This is a genomic window from Streptomonospora wellingtoniae (genome assembly GCF_031845375.1).
Lineage (GTDB): Bacteria > Actinomycetota > Actinomycetes > Streptosporangiales > Streptosporangiaceae > Streptomonospora > Streptomonospora wellingtoniae.
In genome coordinates, this window is sequence record NZ_JAVREK010000001.1 from 256,527 (window position 1) to 275,712 (window position 19,186).

At 65.3% G+C, this 19,186-nt stretch carries 13 protein-coding genes; 8 read left to right on the plus strand and 5 right to left on the minus strand.

Annotation, left to right across the window (positions count from 1 at the left end):
* The first annotated feature begins 769 nt into the window (after positions 1-769).
* From RM446_RS01120 to RM446_RS01145, 6 genes are all read left to right on the plus strand, one after another.
* Positions 770-1,273 carry a hypothetical protein gene (locus RM446_RS01120; protein ID WP_311543134.1) on the plus strand — a complete coding sequence of 168 codons (504 nt, stop codon included), beginning with the start codon at positions 770-772 and terminating at the stop codon, positions 1,271-1,273.
* 99 nt (positions 1,274-1,372) lie between these two features.
* Positions 1,373-1,720 carry a hypothetical protein gene (locus RM446_RS01125; RefSeq protein WP_311543135.1) on the plus strand — a complete coding sequence of 116 codons (348 nt, stop codon included), beginning with the start codon at positions 1,373-1,375 and terminating at the stop codon, positions 1,718-1,720.
* A gap of 141 nt (positions 1,721-1,861) precedes the next feature.
* Positions 1,862-6,607 (plus strand): DEAD/DEAH box helicase, encoded by a 4,746-nt coding sequence (locus tag RM446_RS01130; protein WP_311543136.1) that lies wholly within the window; start codon positions 1,862-1,864, stop codon positions 6,605-6,607.
* Complete coding sequence (locus RM446_RS01135) at positions 6,595-8,409, plus strand: UvrD-helicase domain-containing protein (RefSeq protein ID WP_311543138.1); 1,815 nt, start codon at positions 6,595-6,597, stop codon at positions 8,407-8,409. The genes RM446_RS01130 and RM446_RS01135 overlap by 13 nt, the downstream gene beginning before the upstream one ends.
* The gene (locus RM446_RS01140; RefSeq protein WP_311543139.1) at positions 8,406-11,576 is read left to right on the plus strand and encodes a helicase-related protein; all 3,171 of its coding nucleotides are present in this window, start codon (positions 8,406-8,408) and stop codon (positions 11,574-11,576) included. Before RM446_RS01135 ends, RM446_RS01140 begins: the two co-directional genes overlap by 4 nt.
* Complete coding sequence (locus RM446_RS01145) at positions 11,573-13,309, plus strand: DUF1998 domain-containing protein (protein WP_311543140.1); 1,737 nt, start codon at positions 11,573-11,575, stop codon at positions 13,307-13,309. Before RM446_RS01140 ends, RM446_RS01145 begins: the two co-directional genes overlap by 4 nt.
* A 39-nt stretch (positions 13,310-13,348) precedes the next feature.
* On the opposite strand, the gene RM446_RS01150 is transcribed toward RM446_RS01145, so the two are convergent.
* Positions 13,349-13,723, minus strand: coding sequence for a very short patch repair endonuclease (locus tag RM446_RS01150; RefSeq protein ID WP_398694272.1), 375 nt, complete (start codon positions 13,721-13,723; stop codon positions 13,349-13,351).
* A 142-nt stretch (positions 13,724-13,865) separates the two neighbouring features.
* Between RM446_RS01150 and RM446_RS01155 the strand changes: the two genes are divergently transcribed.
* Positions 13,866-14,987, plus strand: a complete 1,122-nt coding sequence (locus tag RM446_RS01155) for a DNA cytosine methyltransferase (protein WP_311543142.1) — start codon at positions 13,866-13,868, stop codon at positions 14,985-14,987.
* Positions 14,988-15,082: 95 nt separating this feature from the next.
* On the opposite strand, the gene RM446_RS01160 is transcribed toward RM446_RS01155, so the two are convergent.
* Both RM446_RS01160 and RM446_RS01165 read right to left on the minus strand, forming a co-directional pair.
* Positions 15,083-15,373 carry a hypothetical protein gene (locus RM446_RS01160; protein ID WP_311543143.1) on the minus strand — a complete coding sequence of 97 codons (291 nt, stop codon included), beginning with the start codon at positions 15,371-15,373 and terminating at the stop codon, positions 15,083-15,085.
* 5 nt (positions 15,374-15,378) lie between these two features.
* Positions 15,379-15,636, minus strand: coding sequence for a hypothetical protein (locus tag RM446_RS01165; protein ID WP_311543144.1), 258 nt, complete (start codon positions 15,634-15,636; stop codon positions 15,379-15,381).
* A 256-nt stretch (positions 15,637-15,892) separates the two neighbouring features.
* Here RM446_RS01165 and RM446_RS01170 point away from each other — a divergent pair, with 256 nt between their 5' ends.
* The gene (locus RM446_RS01170; protein ID WP_311543145.1) at positions 15,893-17,101 is read left to right on the plus strand and encodes a helix-turn-helix transcriptional regulator; all 1,209 of its coding nucleotides are present in this window, start codon (positions 15,893-15,895) and stop codon (positions 17,099-17,101) included.
* 34 nt (positions 17,102-17,135) lie between these two features.
* On the opposite strand, the gene RM446_RS01175 is transcribed toward RM446_RS01170, so the two are convergent.
* On the minus strand, positions 17,136-17,798 hold the full coding sequence (locus tag RM446_RS01175) for a response regulator transcription factor (protein ID WP_311543146.1): 663 nt from the start codon (positions 17,796-17,798) through the stop codon (positions 17,136-17,138).
* Positions 17,786-19,075 carry a sensor histidine kinase gene (locus RM446_RS01180; protein WP_311543147.1) on the minus strand — a complete coding sequence of 430 codons (1,290 nt, stop codon included), beginning with the start codon at positions 19,073-19,075 and terminating at the stop codon, positions 17,786-17,788. The genes RM446_RS01175 and RM446_RS01180 overlap by 13 nt, the downstream gene beginning before the upstream one ends.
* Positions 19,076-19,186: the final 111 nt, after the last annotated feature.

Consider the following 19,186-nt stretch of genomic DNA (forward strand, 5'->3'; position numbering starts at 1 on the left):
ATATCCTCACTCATGGCCCTCAGCTTCATAGCCGAGGTCACGTTTTGCAACAGTCGAGTCACGGAATGAGACGGAACGGTTCCCTGATCTCCGCTCACGCATCAGCCGACCGTTCCCCTTTTCTGAAGAGGTAAATCCGGTACCTCGCTATTCCCCCTCCCGGGCTCCAAACCACACACGCCGCGCGGGTCGCGCTGCCGGTCCGACGCGAGAGTCGGCACTACTTCCGACCGAACACCATTCACCGATCGACACCCGACAAAAGCAATCAATTCCAAACAAAAATCGATCGGACAGAGCGTGACAAACCATCCCATTAAACCCAACCAGACATACACTTCCCCATAAATTCACTCTCCGCTACCCCACATACACGGATCACAACAATTTCTTCGTTGACACCGAGTCACCCGTAGACCTAAACTTCCGACACATAAGAGATCGACCGAGCATGGCTTCGGTAGATTTCGTTACCTCGTTCCGGATGAGCTTGCAGCCTGAAGAACAGGTAACGGCGATGTCTACACGTCACCTCAAGAAATATTAATGATCAGCCCACTGATCCGATAATCCGAATATAGGTTGGCCTCGTCTATTGTCGACTCCAAGCCATGATCAGCAGGATCAGGATGTAGACGCTCTCGACCACGAACTTGCGAAGGTCGAAAGCGCCATCGAAGACACACTCGGTCTCGTCCGGCATGCCCGGCAGCGGGGCTCCCCCCGAGCTACGGAATGGTTAGAAATCGCTGCGAAAATCGGGCAGCGAATGGCCGATTCGCGTGACGCTCTCGCCGAGATCCGGCAAAGCGTCCTGGGAGGAGCCCGCTCCTCGCTGCTGCTGTACTTCCGCAATCATCCGGGGGAGTCGATACCACCTCACCGGCTTGAAGGCGTCGCGGCCATACGTGCCTGGCCCAGGCGAATCCGCGAACTTCGCCAGGTGGGGTGGGAGATATCGATGGAAGGTTCGGGTCCCGAAGCCTGCTACCGCCTTACATCGGACCAGCTGGAGCGCGATGTCGCCGTAAGCGAGGAGACGCTGGAGTCCGTGAAGGGCGCGAGTCCGGCGGAGCGTTTGATCGAGTATCTACTTCACATAAGTCCATGGCCAGCGAGCCCTGACCAGCTCGAACGCGTGGCCAAGGTGCCCACATGGCGTCAGGAGATCTTCGAACTGATCGACCAAGGCTGGCTCATCGAGTCTCACGCCGACAATCCGAAGGATGTCCCGGAGAGTTCTTTTCGCCTGGCAAGCCTCGAGGACGACTGACCGCTTTTGACCTCCTTAAACTCTTTCCTTCTCCGCCTAAAATTCAGCTCATCAACTCCGATCTGATTCTCAGCCACAGGACACGCAAGGAGACGCCCCATGTCCACCGACAACCGAAGGCGCCGCAGCTTTTCTCCCGGATTTAAACTTCGAGTGGTCGCCGAATACGAAACTTGCCCCTCCGACGCCGAGCGAAAGGACATTCTTCGCCGCGAAAGTCTCACGCGGGCCCAAATCGAATGGTGGCGCAACGAGGCCCTTTCCGTTCTTACGGATCGCCGGCGCTCCGCCATAGGGGAGAAGCGCAATCAAGACCGAAACGACGTGAAACTTCATTCCGAAAACGAACGGCTTCAAAATGAGCTAGCCATGCACAACAGGGCTGCGATGGAAGCCGTAGGAATGGCGTCCGCGATCGTCGAGGTCCTCTCCAAAGTCAGAGCCTAAGTCATCCGCGTCGATTGGTCGGTTCGGCGGGGCGGACATCCACTCGCCCCGTCTGGCTTCCCTGAACTCGTATCGAAGTACGCGCCCCATGGATCGGTATGCGCAACCGATTCGTCATCGCAACCCCGAGGATCGGTCTTTGTGGACCCCATCGAAGAATCACAGAGAACCAGCGACCCCCTCTTCACCTGGGCGAAAGACGGTGAGGTCATCGACGTTGTGACCAAGCAATCGGAAAGCTGCCTACGCTCGTACCAGGCCAACCCGACACTCATTGAGGAGCATGCCAACATCGAACGCTCCATCACCCAAGGGGGATACGGGCGTCGACAGCTTTATGAGCTGATCCAGAACGGTGCGGATGAGCTTCGCGGCGCGAACGACGGGCGTATCCAGGTGGTCCTGACCTCTCACGCGTTGTACTGCGCCAACAAGGGAAACCCGGTGACCCCTGAAGGGGCAGAGACGATCCTCGCCTCGCATCTTTCCCGCAAGGCGGGCGCGGAGATCGGGCGATTCGGTCTCGGGTTCAAATCGGTGCTCAGCGTTTCGGATGAACCGCGTTTCCTGAGCCGTTCCGGTTCGTTCGGATGGACGCGTGATCACGCTCGCCGGCGTATCCGTGAGCGGGTCGCCGGAGACGGTCCGGTACCGATTCTGCGAGTGGCCCGCCCCCTTGACCCAATGGAGGAGCGCCGGGCGGATCCAGATCTTGACGACCTCATGGAGTGGGCCAGTACAGTCATCAAACTGCCCCTTACGGATGAACAGCATGCTGGCCGTCTGGCGCTCGACCTGGGTAACTTCCCATCGGCGTTCGCGGTCTTCTCACCACACGTCGGCCACGTGATTTTGGAGGATCGCCGTCCACCGGTCGCGACCTTCCGGCGGGACATACGGGTCAGTGGCGAAGGTAGTCATCGCCTCCTGCACGTTTCCGAGAGCGGCAAGGCGGACAAAGACCCCGAGAAGTGGCGAGTCTTCCAGACTGTACACCACCCGTCGGCAGCTGCTCGAAAAGCAGCCGGTGAATACCATGATCGACCCGAGGTCCCGCTCGCCTGGGCCGTCCCCGTCGGACGCCCCCAAGATACCGGTGGCTTCTGGGCGTTCTTTCCCACCACCTACGAGACGACCCTGCGCGGCATTCTCAATGCGCCGTGGAAGACGAACGAGGACAGGCAGAACCTCCTCAAGGACAATGCATTCAACGATGAACTGATGCATACCGCGGCTGGGCTGATCGTCGATTCCCTCCCCGAGCTCGCCACGCCCGGCGATCCGGGGCTTCCGCTGTCACTGATCACCGCGCGCGGGCGCGAATCGCGAAACTGGGCGGACGAGCAACTTACCGGCCACGTTTACAAGGAGGCCGCCAATCGACCGTCCCTCCCGGACCAGGACGGACGACTTCGAACCCCAGCAGAGATCAATCTCCAACCGCCGGAGCTGACTCCGGCCAAGGAAAGAGCGCGCGAGGGCCGCTGGTTGGAGCAGTGGGCCAGCCATCCCGGACGACCCAGCAACTGGTGTCATCACTCCGTTCTCGACACCGTCCGCCGATCGCGCGCCGAGACCATCATGGGACAGCACAAAGCCGCCGGTGTTGAGGAGTGGTTGGAGGCTCTGGTCGAGGACCGCACAGCGGCGGCGTCAGCGGTCGCCGTGTCAATTGTGGCGGACATGGTCAAGCAGGGCCGCGCTTACGCGGATCAGGCACGGCAAGCCAAGATCCTCCGCACGTCACAGGGCGAATTGGTGGCGCCGGCCAACGGTGAGGTCTTCCGGCGATCCTCATTGGACGAGGTCACCAGCGACCTGAAGTTCGTGGATCCCGAGCTGGAACTGGATTCCGACATCGCGGAGTGCCTGGAGACCCTCGGCGTCCGTGAGGACAACGCGTTCGGCCGCTTCGCCGCGGAAGTCAAACACGGAGTCGCGTCCTATGAGACGGACGACTGGCGCCGGTTCTGGCGCCTGGCCCGCCAGGTCGGCCCGCACCACGTCGCCGACCACCTCCGTGAACACGAGATCACCCCGAAGGACCTCAGGGTCCGGAATCGGAAGGGCTCTTTCGTCGCGATGACCGAGTGCCTGCTACCGGGCCGCGTTATACGACCGACCGACACGAACGACCATTCGATCGTCCTCGATGAGACGGAGCATCGGGACGACCTCGGTCTTCTCCGTGCCCTCGGCATGTCCGACGGACCGCGCCTCGACGCCGCCCCTGCCGACGAGACCTGGTTCTCCACATACGAAGAGGCGATGATTGAGTCCTACTACGCGTCGCTCCCCTCCAATCGGCCTCGTCCGGACATAACCAGGATCCGCGTTGACGGCGCCAAGCCTGCAGGCAGTCTCGGCCTGGTCCGTCGACTGAGCCGTGCGGCCTGCGCCCGCTTCATCGACGAGATCCCTGCCGACGGTGTCGTCACAGCATGGACGGTGCATGCCGAAACCCGTCCAAACGACGATCCCCATTGGGTCGAGTCCCCCCTCCTGTGGGTGCTCAGGCGAGACGGCGTTCTGAACACCTCGTTGGGGCCATTCCCGGTGGACACGTGCGTGGGGCCGGAGCTCGCGGAGTACTCCCGGGTCCTACCTGTCGTCGCCGAGATCGACGAGAGCCTTAGCGAGGCGCTGCGACTTGCGAGCACCCTGGAGAGGGTCAATGGCAAGACCTGGACGGCTGCGTTCGAGTATGCAAGAGCCACCCAAAGTCCGGTGGAGACCGGAATGCTCTACGCCCTGGCGAGCACACAGCTGAGCAACCCCGGCAGACTGTCCTGCCACGAGGGCCAGTCCTGGTGCGAGATCCCCACCATGAACATCGCGGTAGCCGTGGACGAAGCGCAGTACCGCCGCCTGCAGGCACACGGGGAACCGGTGATCCTTGCACCCGACGGGGAAAGCGCGAAACGTCTCGTCAATGGCTGGGGGATGAAGACGTTTTCCGACGTCTACAAGGCCGAGTACCGCGCGACGCCCGTCGGTGTCGGCACCCCCCTCGAGGATGTTTTCCCTCTGATGAAGTGGAAGGAAGACCGCCCGCTTCGGGGCCTCGAGTTGATTCGGTGCACCGATCTGGAACGGCTCGTCAGCACGCCCTCCGGGCAGACCACGGAGTCGGCGACGATCGGGCATGCGGAGAACACCGTCTTCTGGGAGGTCCAAGGCGAACACGACGACGCAGCTCTGCTGTGCGAGCTGAGCCGGCTACTCAACCTGGGTCTCACCGACCATGACGTTAGCGAGACCCTCCGCAACCGCGAGCAGCGGAAGCACCAGGACTTCCTGGTCGACGTCCGCAGGAGGACCGGTCTCGCCGAGAAGCTTGTGGCGATGCTGGGGCGTGAGACTCTGCAGGAGGCACTCCCGGAAGGGCTCATCCCGGCAGTCGAGGCCGAGGAGGACGAGGTGACCGAGCACATGCTCGGCGACCTCGCGTTGACCGTCTACGGCCCGGAGGTTTTGCGAAAGTTCCGAAGCAGACTCGAGGAACGCGGTTTCGCGGTGCCGGCCCAGCTCGCCGGCGGCCACGAGGCACGTGCGTTTGCCACCGACCTCGGGTTCCCCGTGGAGTACGCGGGAATGCGTCAGCCGCAACCCGATCCGGTGGTCACCGTTCACGGTCCCACGGACTTTCGAGACCTGCACCTCTACCAACGACACATGGTGGCTCGCGTGCTGGAGACCCTCCGGTCCAAGCCGGCAAAACGCGGACTGTTGAGTCTGCCTACGGGAGCGGGTAAGACCCGGGTCGCCATCGAGGCCCTTGTTCAATGGCTCCGCTCCTCCCCAGCGGACTCGGCCCCACTTCCGATCCTGTGGATCGCCCAGACGGAGGAGCTCTGCGAACAGGCGGTCCAATCCTGGCAGTACGTCTGGCGTCACATCGGACCGCCGGACGGGGAACTCACCATCAACCGTCTGTGGAGCGGAAACGAGGCGATCCCCGTCGACGACGGCTTCCACGTCGTCGTGGCCACCGACGCCAAGCTTGACTCTGTACTGGAGACCGAAGCCTACATGTGGCTGCGTGACGCCCGGGCGGTCATCGTCGACGAGGCTCACGTGTCGATCAGTCCGCGCTACACCCTCGTGCTGGAGGCCCTCGGGCTCAGCAGGCACCGTACCCGCTGCCCGCTCATCGGCCTGACCGCCACTCCCTTCCGAGGCACTCGCCCTCAAGAGGGCAACGCGGAGGAAACCTCCCGGCTTGTCCGGCGTTATCAACAGACCCGCCTGGACTTGGACAGCGACGGTTCCGAGATCCTCGGCGTGGACCCTTATGCACACCTTCAGGAGCTCGGGGTCCTGAGCAAGGTGAGCCATCGAGAGTTGGAAGGCGTGACCCTCGACCTCGACGGCGGTGAGCGTGCCGAGCTCGAGCACAGGCGCCGGCTCCCCGGATCGGCGGAGAGACGACTTGGACTGAACTCCGCTCGAAACCGCAGACTACTCGCCGCCGTTCAAGAGCTTCCGGAGGACTGGCCGGTTCTTCTTTTCGCCACGTCCGTCGCACACGCACAGATCATGGCAGCGCTGCTCAGCCGCAAGGGAATACCCGCCGCATCGATCGACAGCAAGTCCGACCCCGGAGCCCGGCGACACACCATCGAACGCTTCGGCCAGGGGAGGATCCGGGTTCTCGCCAACTACGGGGTCTTGGCCCAGGGCTTCGACGCGCCCGCCACAAGGGCGGTGATCGTCGCCCGCCCCACCTACAGCCCCAATCTTTACCAACAGATGATCGGCCGAGGGCTGCGCGGTCCGCTCAACGGCGGCAAGGAGGAGTGCCTCATCATCAACGTCGCCGACAACATCGCCAACTTCGGCGAACGGCTTGCTTTCCGCGACTTCGAGTACCTATGGAAGAGATGATGCCCGAAGCACCGGAGCTGACCGCCGAACAGCGGAGTCTCGTCGAACAACCCACGTCGGCGCGCGTGCTGGTCACCGCGGGTGCAGGCTCGGGTAAGACGCTGTCCCTCGTTCACAGGGTCGCCCAGCTGCTCGAAGACGGGGTGGACGCCGTCGACGTCCTCGTCCTGAGTTTCTCCCGCGCCGCGGTCCGCGAGGTCCGCAACCGTCTGAGAAACGCGGAGGGCGCCTCCGGAAACGTGGACGTCCGAACGTTCGACTCCTACGCGACGTGGCTGTTGTCCGAGCTCGATCCCGACGGTTCATGGAAGGAGAAGAGTTTCGAAGGTCGCATCCAGGCGGCCATCCGCCTGATCAGAGACGACGAGGATGCGACCGAACTGGTCTCGGAGGTTCGCCATCTGGTCGTCGATGAGGTTCAGGACCTCGTCGGCGCCCGTGCGGAACTCGTCAAGGCGCTCCTGGAGTCTGACGTCGAGGGTTTCACCCTTCTCGGCGACCCGGCTCAGGGCATCTACGGTTTTCAGCTCGAGGATCGGGCCGAGCGTCTTCAGGGAGCTGCGGCCCTGTACGAGTGGATCCGGACAAGGTTCGATGACCTTGTCGAGTTCACGCTTTCCGCCAACTTCAGGGCCAGGGAGTCGGAAGCGAGGGCCGCCTTGGATCTCGGACCGCAGGTCGGCGAGGTCGACGCCGTCTTTCCCCCACTACTTCACGAGCTTCGCACCCGCCTGCTCAGCGGCGACACTCTTGGCACGCTGGACGACGCGGCCCGAGTACTCACGGGCCGGAGCTCGTCGACCGCGATATTGTGCAGGAACAACGCTCAGACTCTACTGATCTCGCGGAGACTCCACGAACTCGGCGTACCTCACCGTCTCCAGCGTGCCGCCGAGGATCGGGTGCTGCCGTCGTGGGTCGCCACGATCTATCGTGAGCTCGCGTCGAAGGGCCCGGCCAAGGAGGACGTGCTGAGGGCTCTGGCCAATGCGGAAACGGACCCGGGCGATGCGTGGAGAGTGCTCAAACGAACGGCCGCAGACCGCCGGGGCGAGACGCTCGACCTCGTGGCCCTGCGTCGCAAGCTGGCCGCGGGTACCGTACCCGACGAACTGACCCAACCGCCCTCGGATTCGCTGGTCGTGTCTACCGTGCACCGGGTGAAGGGCTTGGAGTTCGATCAGGTCGTCATCGTGGATCCCGGTCATCCACTGGACGGAATCGTGGAGCAGGCCGAGCACACGCGCCTGTTGTACGTGGCGATGACACGACCGCGCGATCTGTTGAGCCTGATCAAGCCCGTCGACGACCTTGCGACGGGATACCTCAAGCCGCTGCCGGACGGTCGATGGGCCGACGTGGGGTTCAAGGCCGGCTCGCGCTTCGGCATGGAGATTCGTGGTTCCGACGTCCGCGCCGACGATCCGGCAGGGAGCGTCGGTTACTCGGCGGAGCCGGCCGACGTTCAGAACTATCTCGCTACCCGCGTGCATGCCGGTGATGAAATCAGACTTCGACGGGCGTCTGATACCACCCTTGAGGAGCCCCTCTACATCGTTGATCACGCCGGAGAGCCCATCGGGGTGACTTCCGAGTCCTTCGCCAGGGGAATGCGGACGCTCGCCGGGAGAGGGCGAAGGCTCCCCGAGGAGGTCACGAACCTTCGAGTCGACTGTCTTGAAACGGTCGTCGGCCGAGAGGCCGCGGCTGTCAACGTCGGGCTCGGGTGGTCGGGCGTGTGGTTGCGTCCGCGAATCGAGGGCCTGGGAAGACTCGTCTGGGGAGACAAGGAGAAACGGTGACCACCACTGGCCTCGACAGGCACTATGCATTCCGTGACGAGCTCGTGGGTCGGCTCGAAAGGGACGTGGTCGGCCCTGGCGGCAAAGACGAGACCATCTCCGACCCCCCGATCACCAAGTACGCGGCAGGCATCCTTTTTCCGCAATCGCAGGACGCGGTCGGCGACGAATCCCCGCCCGAGGAGGAACCCGAGGGACACCACTCCGGCGAGACGGTCGATCCCGCGGTGACGATGGCGAACGTTCGCTATCCGTCCTCGATGGGACTGACCTTCGCCGTCGATACGTCGCTCTCCGACGAGATTGAGATCGAGGTCGAGGCGGCCCGCTACACCCTCGAACAGTCCTCAGAGGGACGACGCGGCCGAACCGGTGCGGTGGCGGAGGAGCTCTGGAGACGCCACAACCTCGTCATCGAGAAACGGACTCTGCTTCTGAGACCGGGGGCAGAGCCGAGTCCCGGTTCGGAGCCGGCAGACGGGCTCGATCTCTACTGTCTGGTTCGCCCCCCTGACCAACACGGGGTCACTGCGGTGACAGTGGCTCTGCTGAACAGGAATCGCGTCGGCCCCACGGAACGACGCGACGAGCATGCGTTCCTCCAACCGCGCATCACAGTCAGAGCCGTGGAGGGGCGGAAGTCCCCGTTCGTCGAACGTCCGTCGCCCAATGCCACCGGGGCCGACGAGGAGCTCGAGTCCTATCGGCTCCTGTACCGCCACGCGCCGACCTTCGCCGTCGGTCACGGTTGCGCGGTCGAGTGGGAACAACACACGTTCCCGATCAACGATCTCACCGGTGCCGCGGGGACCAGTTGGATCCGGACCACCTTCGTCCCCGAATACGACCTGCGCCTGACCGACTCCAACCCCGCTATCGACACGCGACGATTGCGGATGGACTACCTTGCCAACACCGCCTCCGATGCCGAGATCGTCTCCGTGCTTCGTGACCTGACCAACGGCTACCGCCAATGGATACGGGAGCGTCGAGATCAGACCTCTGAGCCGGCCGAGCCGAGCCTCAGGGCCGTTGCCACAGAGCATCTGGACAAGTGCACCACGGCCTGCGATCGCATGGACGCCGGCATCGACCTCCTCGCCGAACCCGGGGATCGCACCACGATGGAGGCGTTCCGACTCGCCAACCGCACCATGGCCACTCAGCGGGCCCGCACGGACTGGCTGAGATCGGAGGACAGATCATCCCGGACACCAGATGAGGAAAGCCCTTCCTGGCGACCGTTCCAGATCGCCTTCATCCTGCTCTCCCTGTGCGGCGTGGCCGATCGGGAGCACGAGGACCGCGACATCGCCGACGTGCTGTGGTTTCCGACGGGTGGTGGAAAGACCGAGGCGTACCTCGGCCTGATCGCGTTCGCGACGTTCCTGAGACGGTTGCGCGACCCCGCCCACGGAGGTGGCGTCACGGTCCTGATGCGATACACTCTCCGGCTGCTGACCGTGCAGCAGTTTGAACGGGCGGCGCTACTCATGTGCTGCATGGAACGGCTACGGCGCAACGCCCCCGACCGTCTTGGGCGTACCGAGATCTCAATCGGCATGTGGGTGGGCCGCGGATCGACGCCGAACAGCCTCAAGGAGGCCAAGGCCTCCCTCAACAAATTGAGACGGGGGGAGCAGGTACAGGAGGAGAACCCCGTACAGCTGAGATCGTGTTCCTGGTGCGGCAACGCGCTCGACCACGGTAGTTATCGAGTCGAGGAGGACCGCCTGGTCATCTCCTGCGGCGTTCCCGTGTGCGAATTCGCCGACGGTCTCCCGGTACACGTCGTCGACGACACGATCTATGCCGCGCGCCCCACGCTCATCATCGCCACCGCCGACAAGTTCGCTGGCCTTCCGTGGAAGCCGGTGATCGGTAGCCTATTCAATTACGAAACGAGTGACCCCCCGCCCGAGCTGATCATCCAGGATGAACTGCATCTGATCTCCGGCCCCCTCGGAACCTTGGCGGGACTATACGAGACGACGGTCGACGTTCTCGGAGATCGCCCGAAGATCGTCGCGTCCACGGCGACCATCCGACGCGCCGTCCACCAGGGGCGCGCACTCTTCGATCGCAGCGTCGAACAGTTTCCGCCGCCCGGGCTGGATGCACGGGACTCATACTTCTCGGTCGAGACACCGCCGTCCGACAAGGGCGATCGTCGATACGTCGGCTTGATGGCACCGGCCACGAGCCAGACCTCTCTCCTGGTACGCGCCTACGCCGCCCTACTGCACCACGCCCAGGCGATCGACGGGGACAATGAGGTCCGCGACGCCTACTGGACCCTGCTGGGCTACTTCAACAGCCTGCGTCTGCTCGCGGGCGCGAGGCTTCAGGTACAGGACGACGTCAACGACCGTCTTGACCTCCTCAGCCGAACCTTGAATCAACCACGTAGGGAGATCGGGCGCGACATCGAACTCACCAGCCGCGAACCCTCAAGTGCGATACCCGGGCACCTCCAGGACATGGAGACGCCGTATCCCGACGCACTCGGTGTCATCCTTGCCACCAACATGATCTCGGTCGGCGTCGACGTGAACCGCCTCGGGCTGATGGTGGTCATGGGCCAGCCTCAGTCCACCTCCGAGTACATCCAGGCAACCAGTCGCGTGGGACGAAAGTGGCCGGGACTGGTTGTAACGCTGTTCAACTCGGGGCGTTCACGGGACCGATCTCACTATGAGAGCTTCACGAGCTACCATTCGGCCCTCTACCGCCAGGTCGAGGCCACAAGCGTTACCCCTTTCTCCGCCCGGGCAAGGGATCGAGGTCTACACGCCACGGTTGTGGCCCTGGCCCGACTCCTGATCCCCCGTGCACGTCCCGCGGAGGCGGCCGCCGCCATCGCCGACTTCGACGATGAGCTCCGCGCCGTATGCGATCGAGTACTGAACCGTGTCGCGCGGGTCGCGGGAGAGGATGAGCGCGACGCGACAGAGCATCAGATCGACGAAATAATCCAACAATGGCGCAGACTCGCGAGGGAAAAGCCAAATCTAGGATACGGCAACTACCGGAGCCCTGGGTTGCTGATCGACGCGGGAAGATGGGACGAGTCCGACGATGAGGTCGGTGACCTCTTTCCCACTCTGTGGAGTCTGCGCGACGTGGATGTGGAATCGACCGTCTACCTGGACAGGGGGAAGCGGTGAGAAGACGACCCCTCGGCGGAGTTCGCCGGGCTCAAATGATCACCACCTATGGCGTCGGCTCCATGATCGCCATCGGCGGAGAGTCGTTCATGGTGGCCGGGATCAACAGATGGCCCGACGACATTTATGAACAAACAATCAACGAAAGCCGTCTCGAAAAACGGTTCGGTGTGGACTACTTCCGTCTTCCTCCGGCGTCCGAGAGCGAGAAGTACGGGGACGTCCCCGTAGTTAGGTTCCCCGAGCGCCACTCCTGCCCGGAGTGCAGGCGACTTGCCGACGCCCGGTTCTTTGGCGCCTCGGCAAGCCCCGCAAAATGCAAGAACTGCGACCGGGAACTGGTCCCCTCTCGATTCGTCGTGTGTTGCCCCAAGGGGCACATCTCCGACTTCCCCTATTTCGAGTGGTTGCACAAGGGAAGAGCCGCCGGGCCTTCATCGGAAACGAAGCATGAACTCAGCCTCAAGGCCGGAGGGCGCAGCGCGTCGTTGGGCGACATCGAGATCTCCTGCTCGTGCAAGATGCCCCCGGTCACCATGGAGGGGGCACTGCGGAAGGGGGCGCTGCACGGAATCACCGCTTGCAGAGGACGACGCCCATGGCTCGTCGACGCGAAAGACGAGCTCTGCGACGAGTCCCCCCGAGCCATGCAGCGCGGTTCTTCGGCGGTCTGGTTCTCCGACGTTCATTCGGCCATATCGATTCCGCCCTGGTCGGAAGGTGTACAGAAGCTCGTCGGCAAACACTGGCGTTCCCTCCGCAACGCTCCCGATCCGGTCGACCGGATCAAGGAACTCGAGCTGGCGGACGACCGAAAATTCAGTGTCGAGGAACTTGCCTACGCCGTCGAGCAACGACGGCGCGAGGAGTCCGGGGAAAACCTGTCCTCGGATTCCGAATTGAAGTCCGCGGAATATCAGGCCTTGCTCAGAGAGACGGCGGAGAGGTCTCGTGACCAGGACTTCGTCTGCGAACCCTGGCAGGACTCCCCCGGCCTGGAGAGCCTCGCCGTCGACCGCGTCATGCGTGTCAAGCGGCTGCGTGAGGTAAGGGTTCTTCAGGGGTTCACACGGATCGCACCGCCCAGCCCGGTGACCCCTGAGCGCCGCTCAAAGCTCCACCCGGAGGATGATCCCCCCAACTGGCTGCCGGCCGTCGAGGTCATCGGTGAGGGTGTCTTCCTCCGCATCGACGAGAAGAAGCTTCTCCGGTGGGAATCGCGGCCGGAGGTCGTCGAGCGGGTCGGGGTCGTCGACACCGCATATCGCGAGCGATTCGTTCGGGCCGACCAGACGCCCGACCGCACGATCTCTCCCCGCTTCATTATGATCCACACGCTCGCACACATAGTCCTCAATGAGTGGAGCCTCGACTCGGGGTACCCCGCAGCATCGCTACGCGAGCGGCTCTACGCCGACGACGGCATGTCAGGGTTCCTCGTCTACACGGCCACCAGCGACTCAGCCGGCAGTCTCGGCGGCATCATCGCCCAAGTCGAGTCGGGCAACCTCGGAGCCTCCATACGGGCGGCGCTGGACCGAGCGTCTTGGTGCTCAGCGGACCCGCTCTGCATGGAGGCCCACACCGGCGGCACCGACAATCTCAACCGCGCCGCGTGCCACGCCTGCGTCCTGCTGCCGGAGACCAGCTGCGAGGAGTTCAACACGCTTCTGGATCGTGCGCTTCTCGTCGGCACCGCCCAACAACCCGGGATCGGTTTCTTCAGCCTTTGACGAGTGCAGACAGGTTGAACCCGGCGGACCACAGAGTACTCAAACCCGCGCTTTGACCTGCTCCGCCACACGTTCGGCCGCGTCGCGGGGGTCCTCGTGCTCCCACACCCGCACGGGGACCCATCCCGCGTCGCTCAGGAGGCGGTCGGTCTCCCCGTCTCGTTCACGTGTTCTGCGGACCTTCTCGGCCCAGAATTCGGCGTTGGTGACCGCGACGGTGTGGTGCTCAGGGCAGCCGTGCCAGAAACACCCGTCCAGGAAGACGGCCACCTTCGCGCGCGTGAACACCATGTCCGCTGTTCGCCGTGTGTTCGGCAGCGGCCGGGCGGACACCCGGTAGCGCAGGCCCATGGCGTGGACCGCCCGGCGCAACGCGACTTCGGGTTTGGTGTCACGTCCCTTGTTCGACCGCATGCTGACTCGTACACCGTCACTGGAGGCCCAGGACTCGGATGATGCGCGGCTCATGGGGCAACCGTAGGGGAAATCTCCGTTACACAGGAGATAACCGGGGTTCCAAGGTGCTTATCGATTCGCAGACACGTACGATCGTCCCGTGACGACGACCTTGATAGACCTGTTCGCGGGATGTGGCGGCATGTCCGCGGGCTTCGCCGAGGAGGGCTTCCACCCTCGGCTTGCGGTCGAGCACAACCGGCATGCGGCCTCGACCTACGCCGCGAACTTCGGTGAGGATCACGTCTTCAACGCGGCCGAGTCCGGGGACTTCTCTGGAGACATCGAGGCCCTGCCCGACGAGGCGATTCCCGAGGTCGACGTGGTCATCGGCGGCCCGCCCTGCCAGGGATTCTCCAACCTCGGTAGCAGGGACGTCGACGATCCCCGCAACAAGCTATGGAAGCAGTACATCCGCGTGGTCCGCAACGCCCAGCCCAAGGTCTTCGTCATAGAGAACGTGGATCGGTTCATGCGGAGCAGCGAGTTCGAGCTCCTGGTCTCCGAGGCCGAAGGCGGCCTGCTGAAGGACTACACGCTCTCCTATGGACTGTTGAACGCCGCCGACTACGGCGTCGCGCAGCGTCGTCCCCGCACAATAGTCATCGGTTCCCGGATCGGCACAGTCCCCCTCCCCAAACCCACCCACTCGCGCACGCCTCAGCTCGACGACCAAGTCCTGCCGTGGCGCACCGTACGCGAACGCATCGGCGAGCTCCCCGAGTGGCCGTCCACCACCCTGCTGCCCGACACCGCGACGACACGTTTCGGAATGCCGATACCGGGGGAGTTCAAGTGGCTGGACCTGCACATTGGACGCAACCCGACGCGACTCTCACTGAAACGCTATGATCACATCCCTCCCGGCGGTGGTCGTTTCAATCTGCCCGAGAACCTCAAGCCCAACTGCTGGCGCAACAAGACCACCGGTACGACGGACGTCATGGGACGCATGCGGTGGGACCACCCCTCCCTGACCATTCGCACCGAGTTCTTCAAGCCGGAGAAGGGGCAGTATCTCCACCCACAATGGGAATCCGGTGACGGGCATCGCGTGAACCGCCCAATCACCCACCTCGAAGCAGCGCTGCTCCAGGACTTCCCCCCGGTCTTCGTGTGGTGCGGCACGAAGACCGAGGTCGCCCGACAGATCGGCAACGCCGTACCGGTCGGACTGGCGCAGGCGATCGCCCGGCAGATCAGGCAGTACATCGAGGGGTGATCCCGGATCCACCTCCGCGAGCGGTCGGACGAATCCGGGGGTATCTCGGACCCAAAGGGCGGCTTGTGGCGCCGACAACCGGATGGGACGGCCGGTTATGGCCTCGGGGACTCGCGCGAGACGTATGCCCCCTCGCCGGCTTGGTCGAACTGGGCCGCCACCCAGGACGACGACAGCAGGGACGGGCGGCCTGCTCGGGCCGGTGGATCCTCCAGCTCGCGAACGAATGCCTCTACGTCGGGTTGCACGATGGTGGGAGCGTGGTCGGTCTCCGGGTCGTTGGCTGTGGCGAGCCACAGGTTCTCGGTGCGGCGGATGCTCCACTGGGCGCCATAGCGGGCCTTCAGCATGGCGAGGAGCACGTCGTCGGTGTCGCGCGTGCTCACAGGGCTCACCTCGCCCCCGCCACGGTTGCGGGAGCGGGGCGCGCGTTCGGGCCGACCGCGACCAGCGCGCGCAATGGGCCGCTGAGGTCACTGCGGAGGTCGTCGAGTCCGTCCCCGAAGCGGACTGCGCGGTCTTCGGCGCGGTACCGGCGCCCGAGGCGGCGCCAGAGATAGACCAGGACGGCGTCCGTGTCAGGGAACTCGTGGAGACCGGCGGAGTCCATCACGTAGTACCGGTGCGAGGTCTCGCCGAACCAGATCACGGAGCCCGGGTGACGGGCCTGGACGTCGGCGGCAGCCGCATGGGCGGCGGTGTGTTCGGGTGAACGCCCCCACCTCGCAGACGTCGGACGTGGGCGGCTACTCTGCCTCATGTCATCAGCTCCTAGCTAGCTGGTGGCCGCGCCCCCGGACGCCTTGCCCGCGTCGCGGGGGTCATTTCCATCCGCCACCCTCTCTCCCCTTGTGGATTCGCGGATCGGCCTACCTGTGGGCCAATCTGTAGGCCAGACTGAAACCATGTCTTCCACGACATTGGGCGAGATGATCCGCCGCGCCCGGCGGGAGCGCGGCTGGTCCCAGGCGCGGTTGGCCGAGGTGCTGTGCGAGGTCTCGGAACGGACGACTGTCACACGGCAGGAGGTCTACCGCTGGGAATCCGGTCGCCGAATCCCCCGCTTCTGGCTTCCCTATCTGGCGAGTACCCTCGAATTACCCCGAAATCAGTTGGAACGTGCCACTGTGGAGCGCGAATCCTTCGAGACCTTCGATCCCGCGGCGACGCTCAGCGCTCTGATGCCCGATGGCGATCCGCTGGCGCACATCGACGATCCTGACGGACGCAGGATTGGTGCCGGTGCAGCGCGGGACCTCAGCGCGCGCGTGCATGCGCTTCGTCTTGCTGACGACGTTCTTGCCGGTGGTGACCTGATCGCCCCCGCGCGGCGAGAAATGTCGGCCGCGCTGCGGCTCTACCGCGAGGGAACCCACAGCGACGAAGTCGGGCGTTCGCTGCTGGTAGCGATCGGGGAATTGGCCCAGATCGTCGGCTGGATCGAGTCCGACGCAGGTGAGCACACACGCGCCGAGTCCACGTACCGCATCGGCATGTCGGCCGCCCAGGAAGCGGCCGACATGGCCCTGGTCGCCAACGTCGCCGGTTCTCTCGCGTACCAGTGGACCAACACCGCGCGCCAGCAAGACGGGGTCGCGCTGGCCCGAGCCGCTCTGGACAAAGCAGGCCAGAACGCTCACCCCAAGACGCGTGCGCTGTTCTTCGATCGGGTTGCGTGGGCGCACGCTGCGATCGGCGAGGCCAAGGAAGCCATGCGCACCCTGGACGCCGCCCACCACGCGCTCACCGAGACACCTGAATCCCCCGCGCCCGAGTGGGCCTATTGGGTGACTGAGGACGAGCTCAAGGTCATGGATGCGCGGGTCTATACCGAACTCCGGCGCCCGCTGCGGGCCGTGCCCCTCCTCCGGGACGCCCTGCAGCGCTACGACGCCACACACGCGAGAGAGCTCGCGCTCTACCTGTCGTGGCTCGCGATGGCCTACGCCGATGCCCGGGAACCTGAAGCGGCCGCCGAGACGGCGTCGCGGATGCTCTCACTGTCCACTGAGGTCGCGAGCGATCGGACGGCCGAGCGGTCGCGCGTGGTGCTGGAGCGGCTCACGGAGTTCGCCGATGTTCCCGAGGTCCGTTCCCTGCTCGATGCAGCGTGATGGTCCCCGCGCACCCCGGGACCCTGACTGCCGACTACGCCAAGCCGGCGTCGTGGGCCATGAGGGCTATCTGAGTGCGGTTGTCCAGGTCGAGCTTGGTGAGGATGCTGGATATGTGGGCCTTGACCGTCGGGACGCTCATGTGGAGGCCGGTCGCGATCTCGGCGTTGGACCGGCCCTCGGAGACGGCCAGCACCACCTCGTGCTCGCGCGGGCTCAGGGCCTGCAGCGCTGCGCGGGCCTGTTCGTAGGTGCCCGCCTGGGTGGCGGCGCGGTCCATCAGGCGGCGTGTGATGCGGGGCGAGAGGATCGGGTCGCCTGATGCGACCTTGCGGATCGCGTCGACGATCTCCGGGGGCGGGGTGTCCTTGAGCAGGAACCCGCCCGCTCCGGCGCGCAGTGCGTGCAGGATGTTCTCGTCGCTGTCGAAGGTCGTCAGCACGATGACCTCGGGAGCACGCGGCTGCGCGCGCACCCTTCGGGTGGCGGCGATGCCGTCTACCCGCTCCATACGCAGGTCCATCAGCACGACGTCGGGCGTGTGCTCGCCTACGGCGGCCGGGACCTCGTCGCCGTCGGCGGCTTCGCCCGCGACGGAGATGCCGTCGACGCCGTCGAGCATCATCGACAGCCCACCGCGGACCAAGGCGTCGTCGTCGACGATGAGGATCCGCAGCGCACTGCTCATGCGGGCCATGGTAACCGGGCGTGCAGCCGGAACCGGTCGCCGTGGAGGCCCTGGTCGAGCACTCCCCCGGCGAGGTGCACACGCTCGGTGAGGCCGACCAGCCCCGTCCCGCTGCCGTACGCCGCGGCCGACCCTGCCGCCTGCGGTTCCGCCGGCGTGCTGCCGCCGTCGCCTCCGCTCAACCGCTCGTCCGGCACACCGCCCGCATCGGCTGCGCCCGCTGCCCTGCCCGTACCGCCCGCTTCCCCGACCGGGTTGGTCACCGTGACCGCGAGCCCTTCGCCCGGCCGGCCGCTCACCTCCACCTCGACCGGCCGCCCCGGCGCGTGCTTGCGGGCGTTGGTCAACCCTTCCTGGACCACGCGGTAGGCGGTCCGGCCGACGGCGGCGGGCAGGTTCTCGGCGTCGGCCGCCTCGTCGCGCACCTGTACCCGCATCCCCGCGGCACGCGACTCCTCCACCAGAGCGGGGACGTCGCCCAGGGTAGGACTGCGCCCGGCGACACGGGCGGCCTCTTCGGCCGCGTCCTCGTCGCGCAGCACCAGAATGACCTCCCGGAGCTCCTCCAGCGCCTGATGCACTCCCGTGCGGACCACCCCCGCCGCCTGGGCGAGGCGCTCGGGCGGCGAGTCGGGGCGGTACTCCAGCGCGCCGGCGTAGGTGGCCAGCAAGGACAGCCGGTGGGCGAGCACGTCGTGCATCTCGCGCGCGATGCGGGTGCGCTCGGCCATTCGGGCCTCGGCCACCCGCCGCCCCTGCTCGGCCTCCGCCCGCCGGGCCCGTTCCCGCAGGGACATGACCAGGGCGCGGTTGGCCCGGACCAGCGCGCCCCAGCCGACCATCGCGCCGTAGCCGGCGGTGATCACCACCAGCCACCAGCCGTAGGAGAGCCCGCTGTTGGGCTGCCACAGCCCTTGAACCGCGTGCGCGGCGACACCCGCCGCGGCGGTCGCGACGGCGACCGGGAGCCGCCGCCGCTGCGCGACCTGCAGCACCGCGAGCGTGGCCGGCGGTGTCGCGGCCGGGGAGAGCGCGGCGAGCACCGCCAAGCCCAGCGCGCCGGTCACCGGGCGCCACATGAGCAGCGGCGCGAGGGCGCACCCGAGCACGCCGACCGCGATGTCCAGTGCCAGCGTCGCGCCGTCGGGCTGCATGCCGTGGCGGGCCCAGATCGTCAGGGCGACCAGCACGGCCGAAACCGCGGTCACACCGACCGCGCCGCGCCGCCTGCGGGCCGCCGGGACTTCGGGTTCGGCCGCCGGAGCGGCGATGACCTCCTCGTTCACCGGGCAAGGCTAACCGCCGGGCCCGCGCGGCCGACACCGACCGAAGTAGGGGGTGCACCCGCCGGGAGTAGCGGCGGGGATGTCCGCTCGCCTGATGCGCGGGCATCGCCC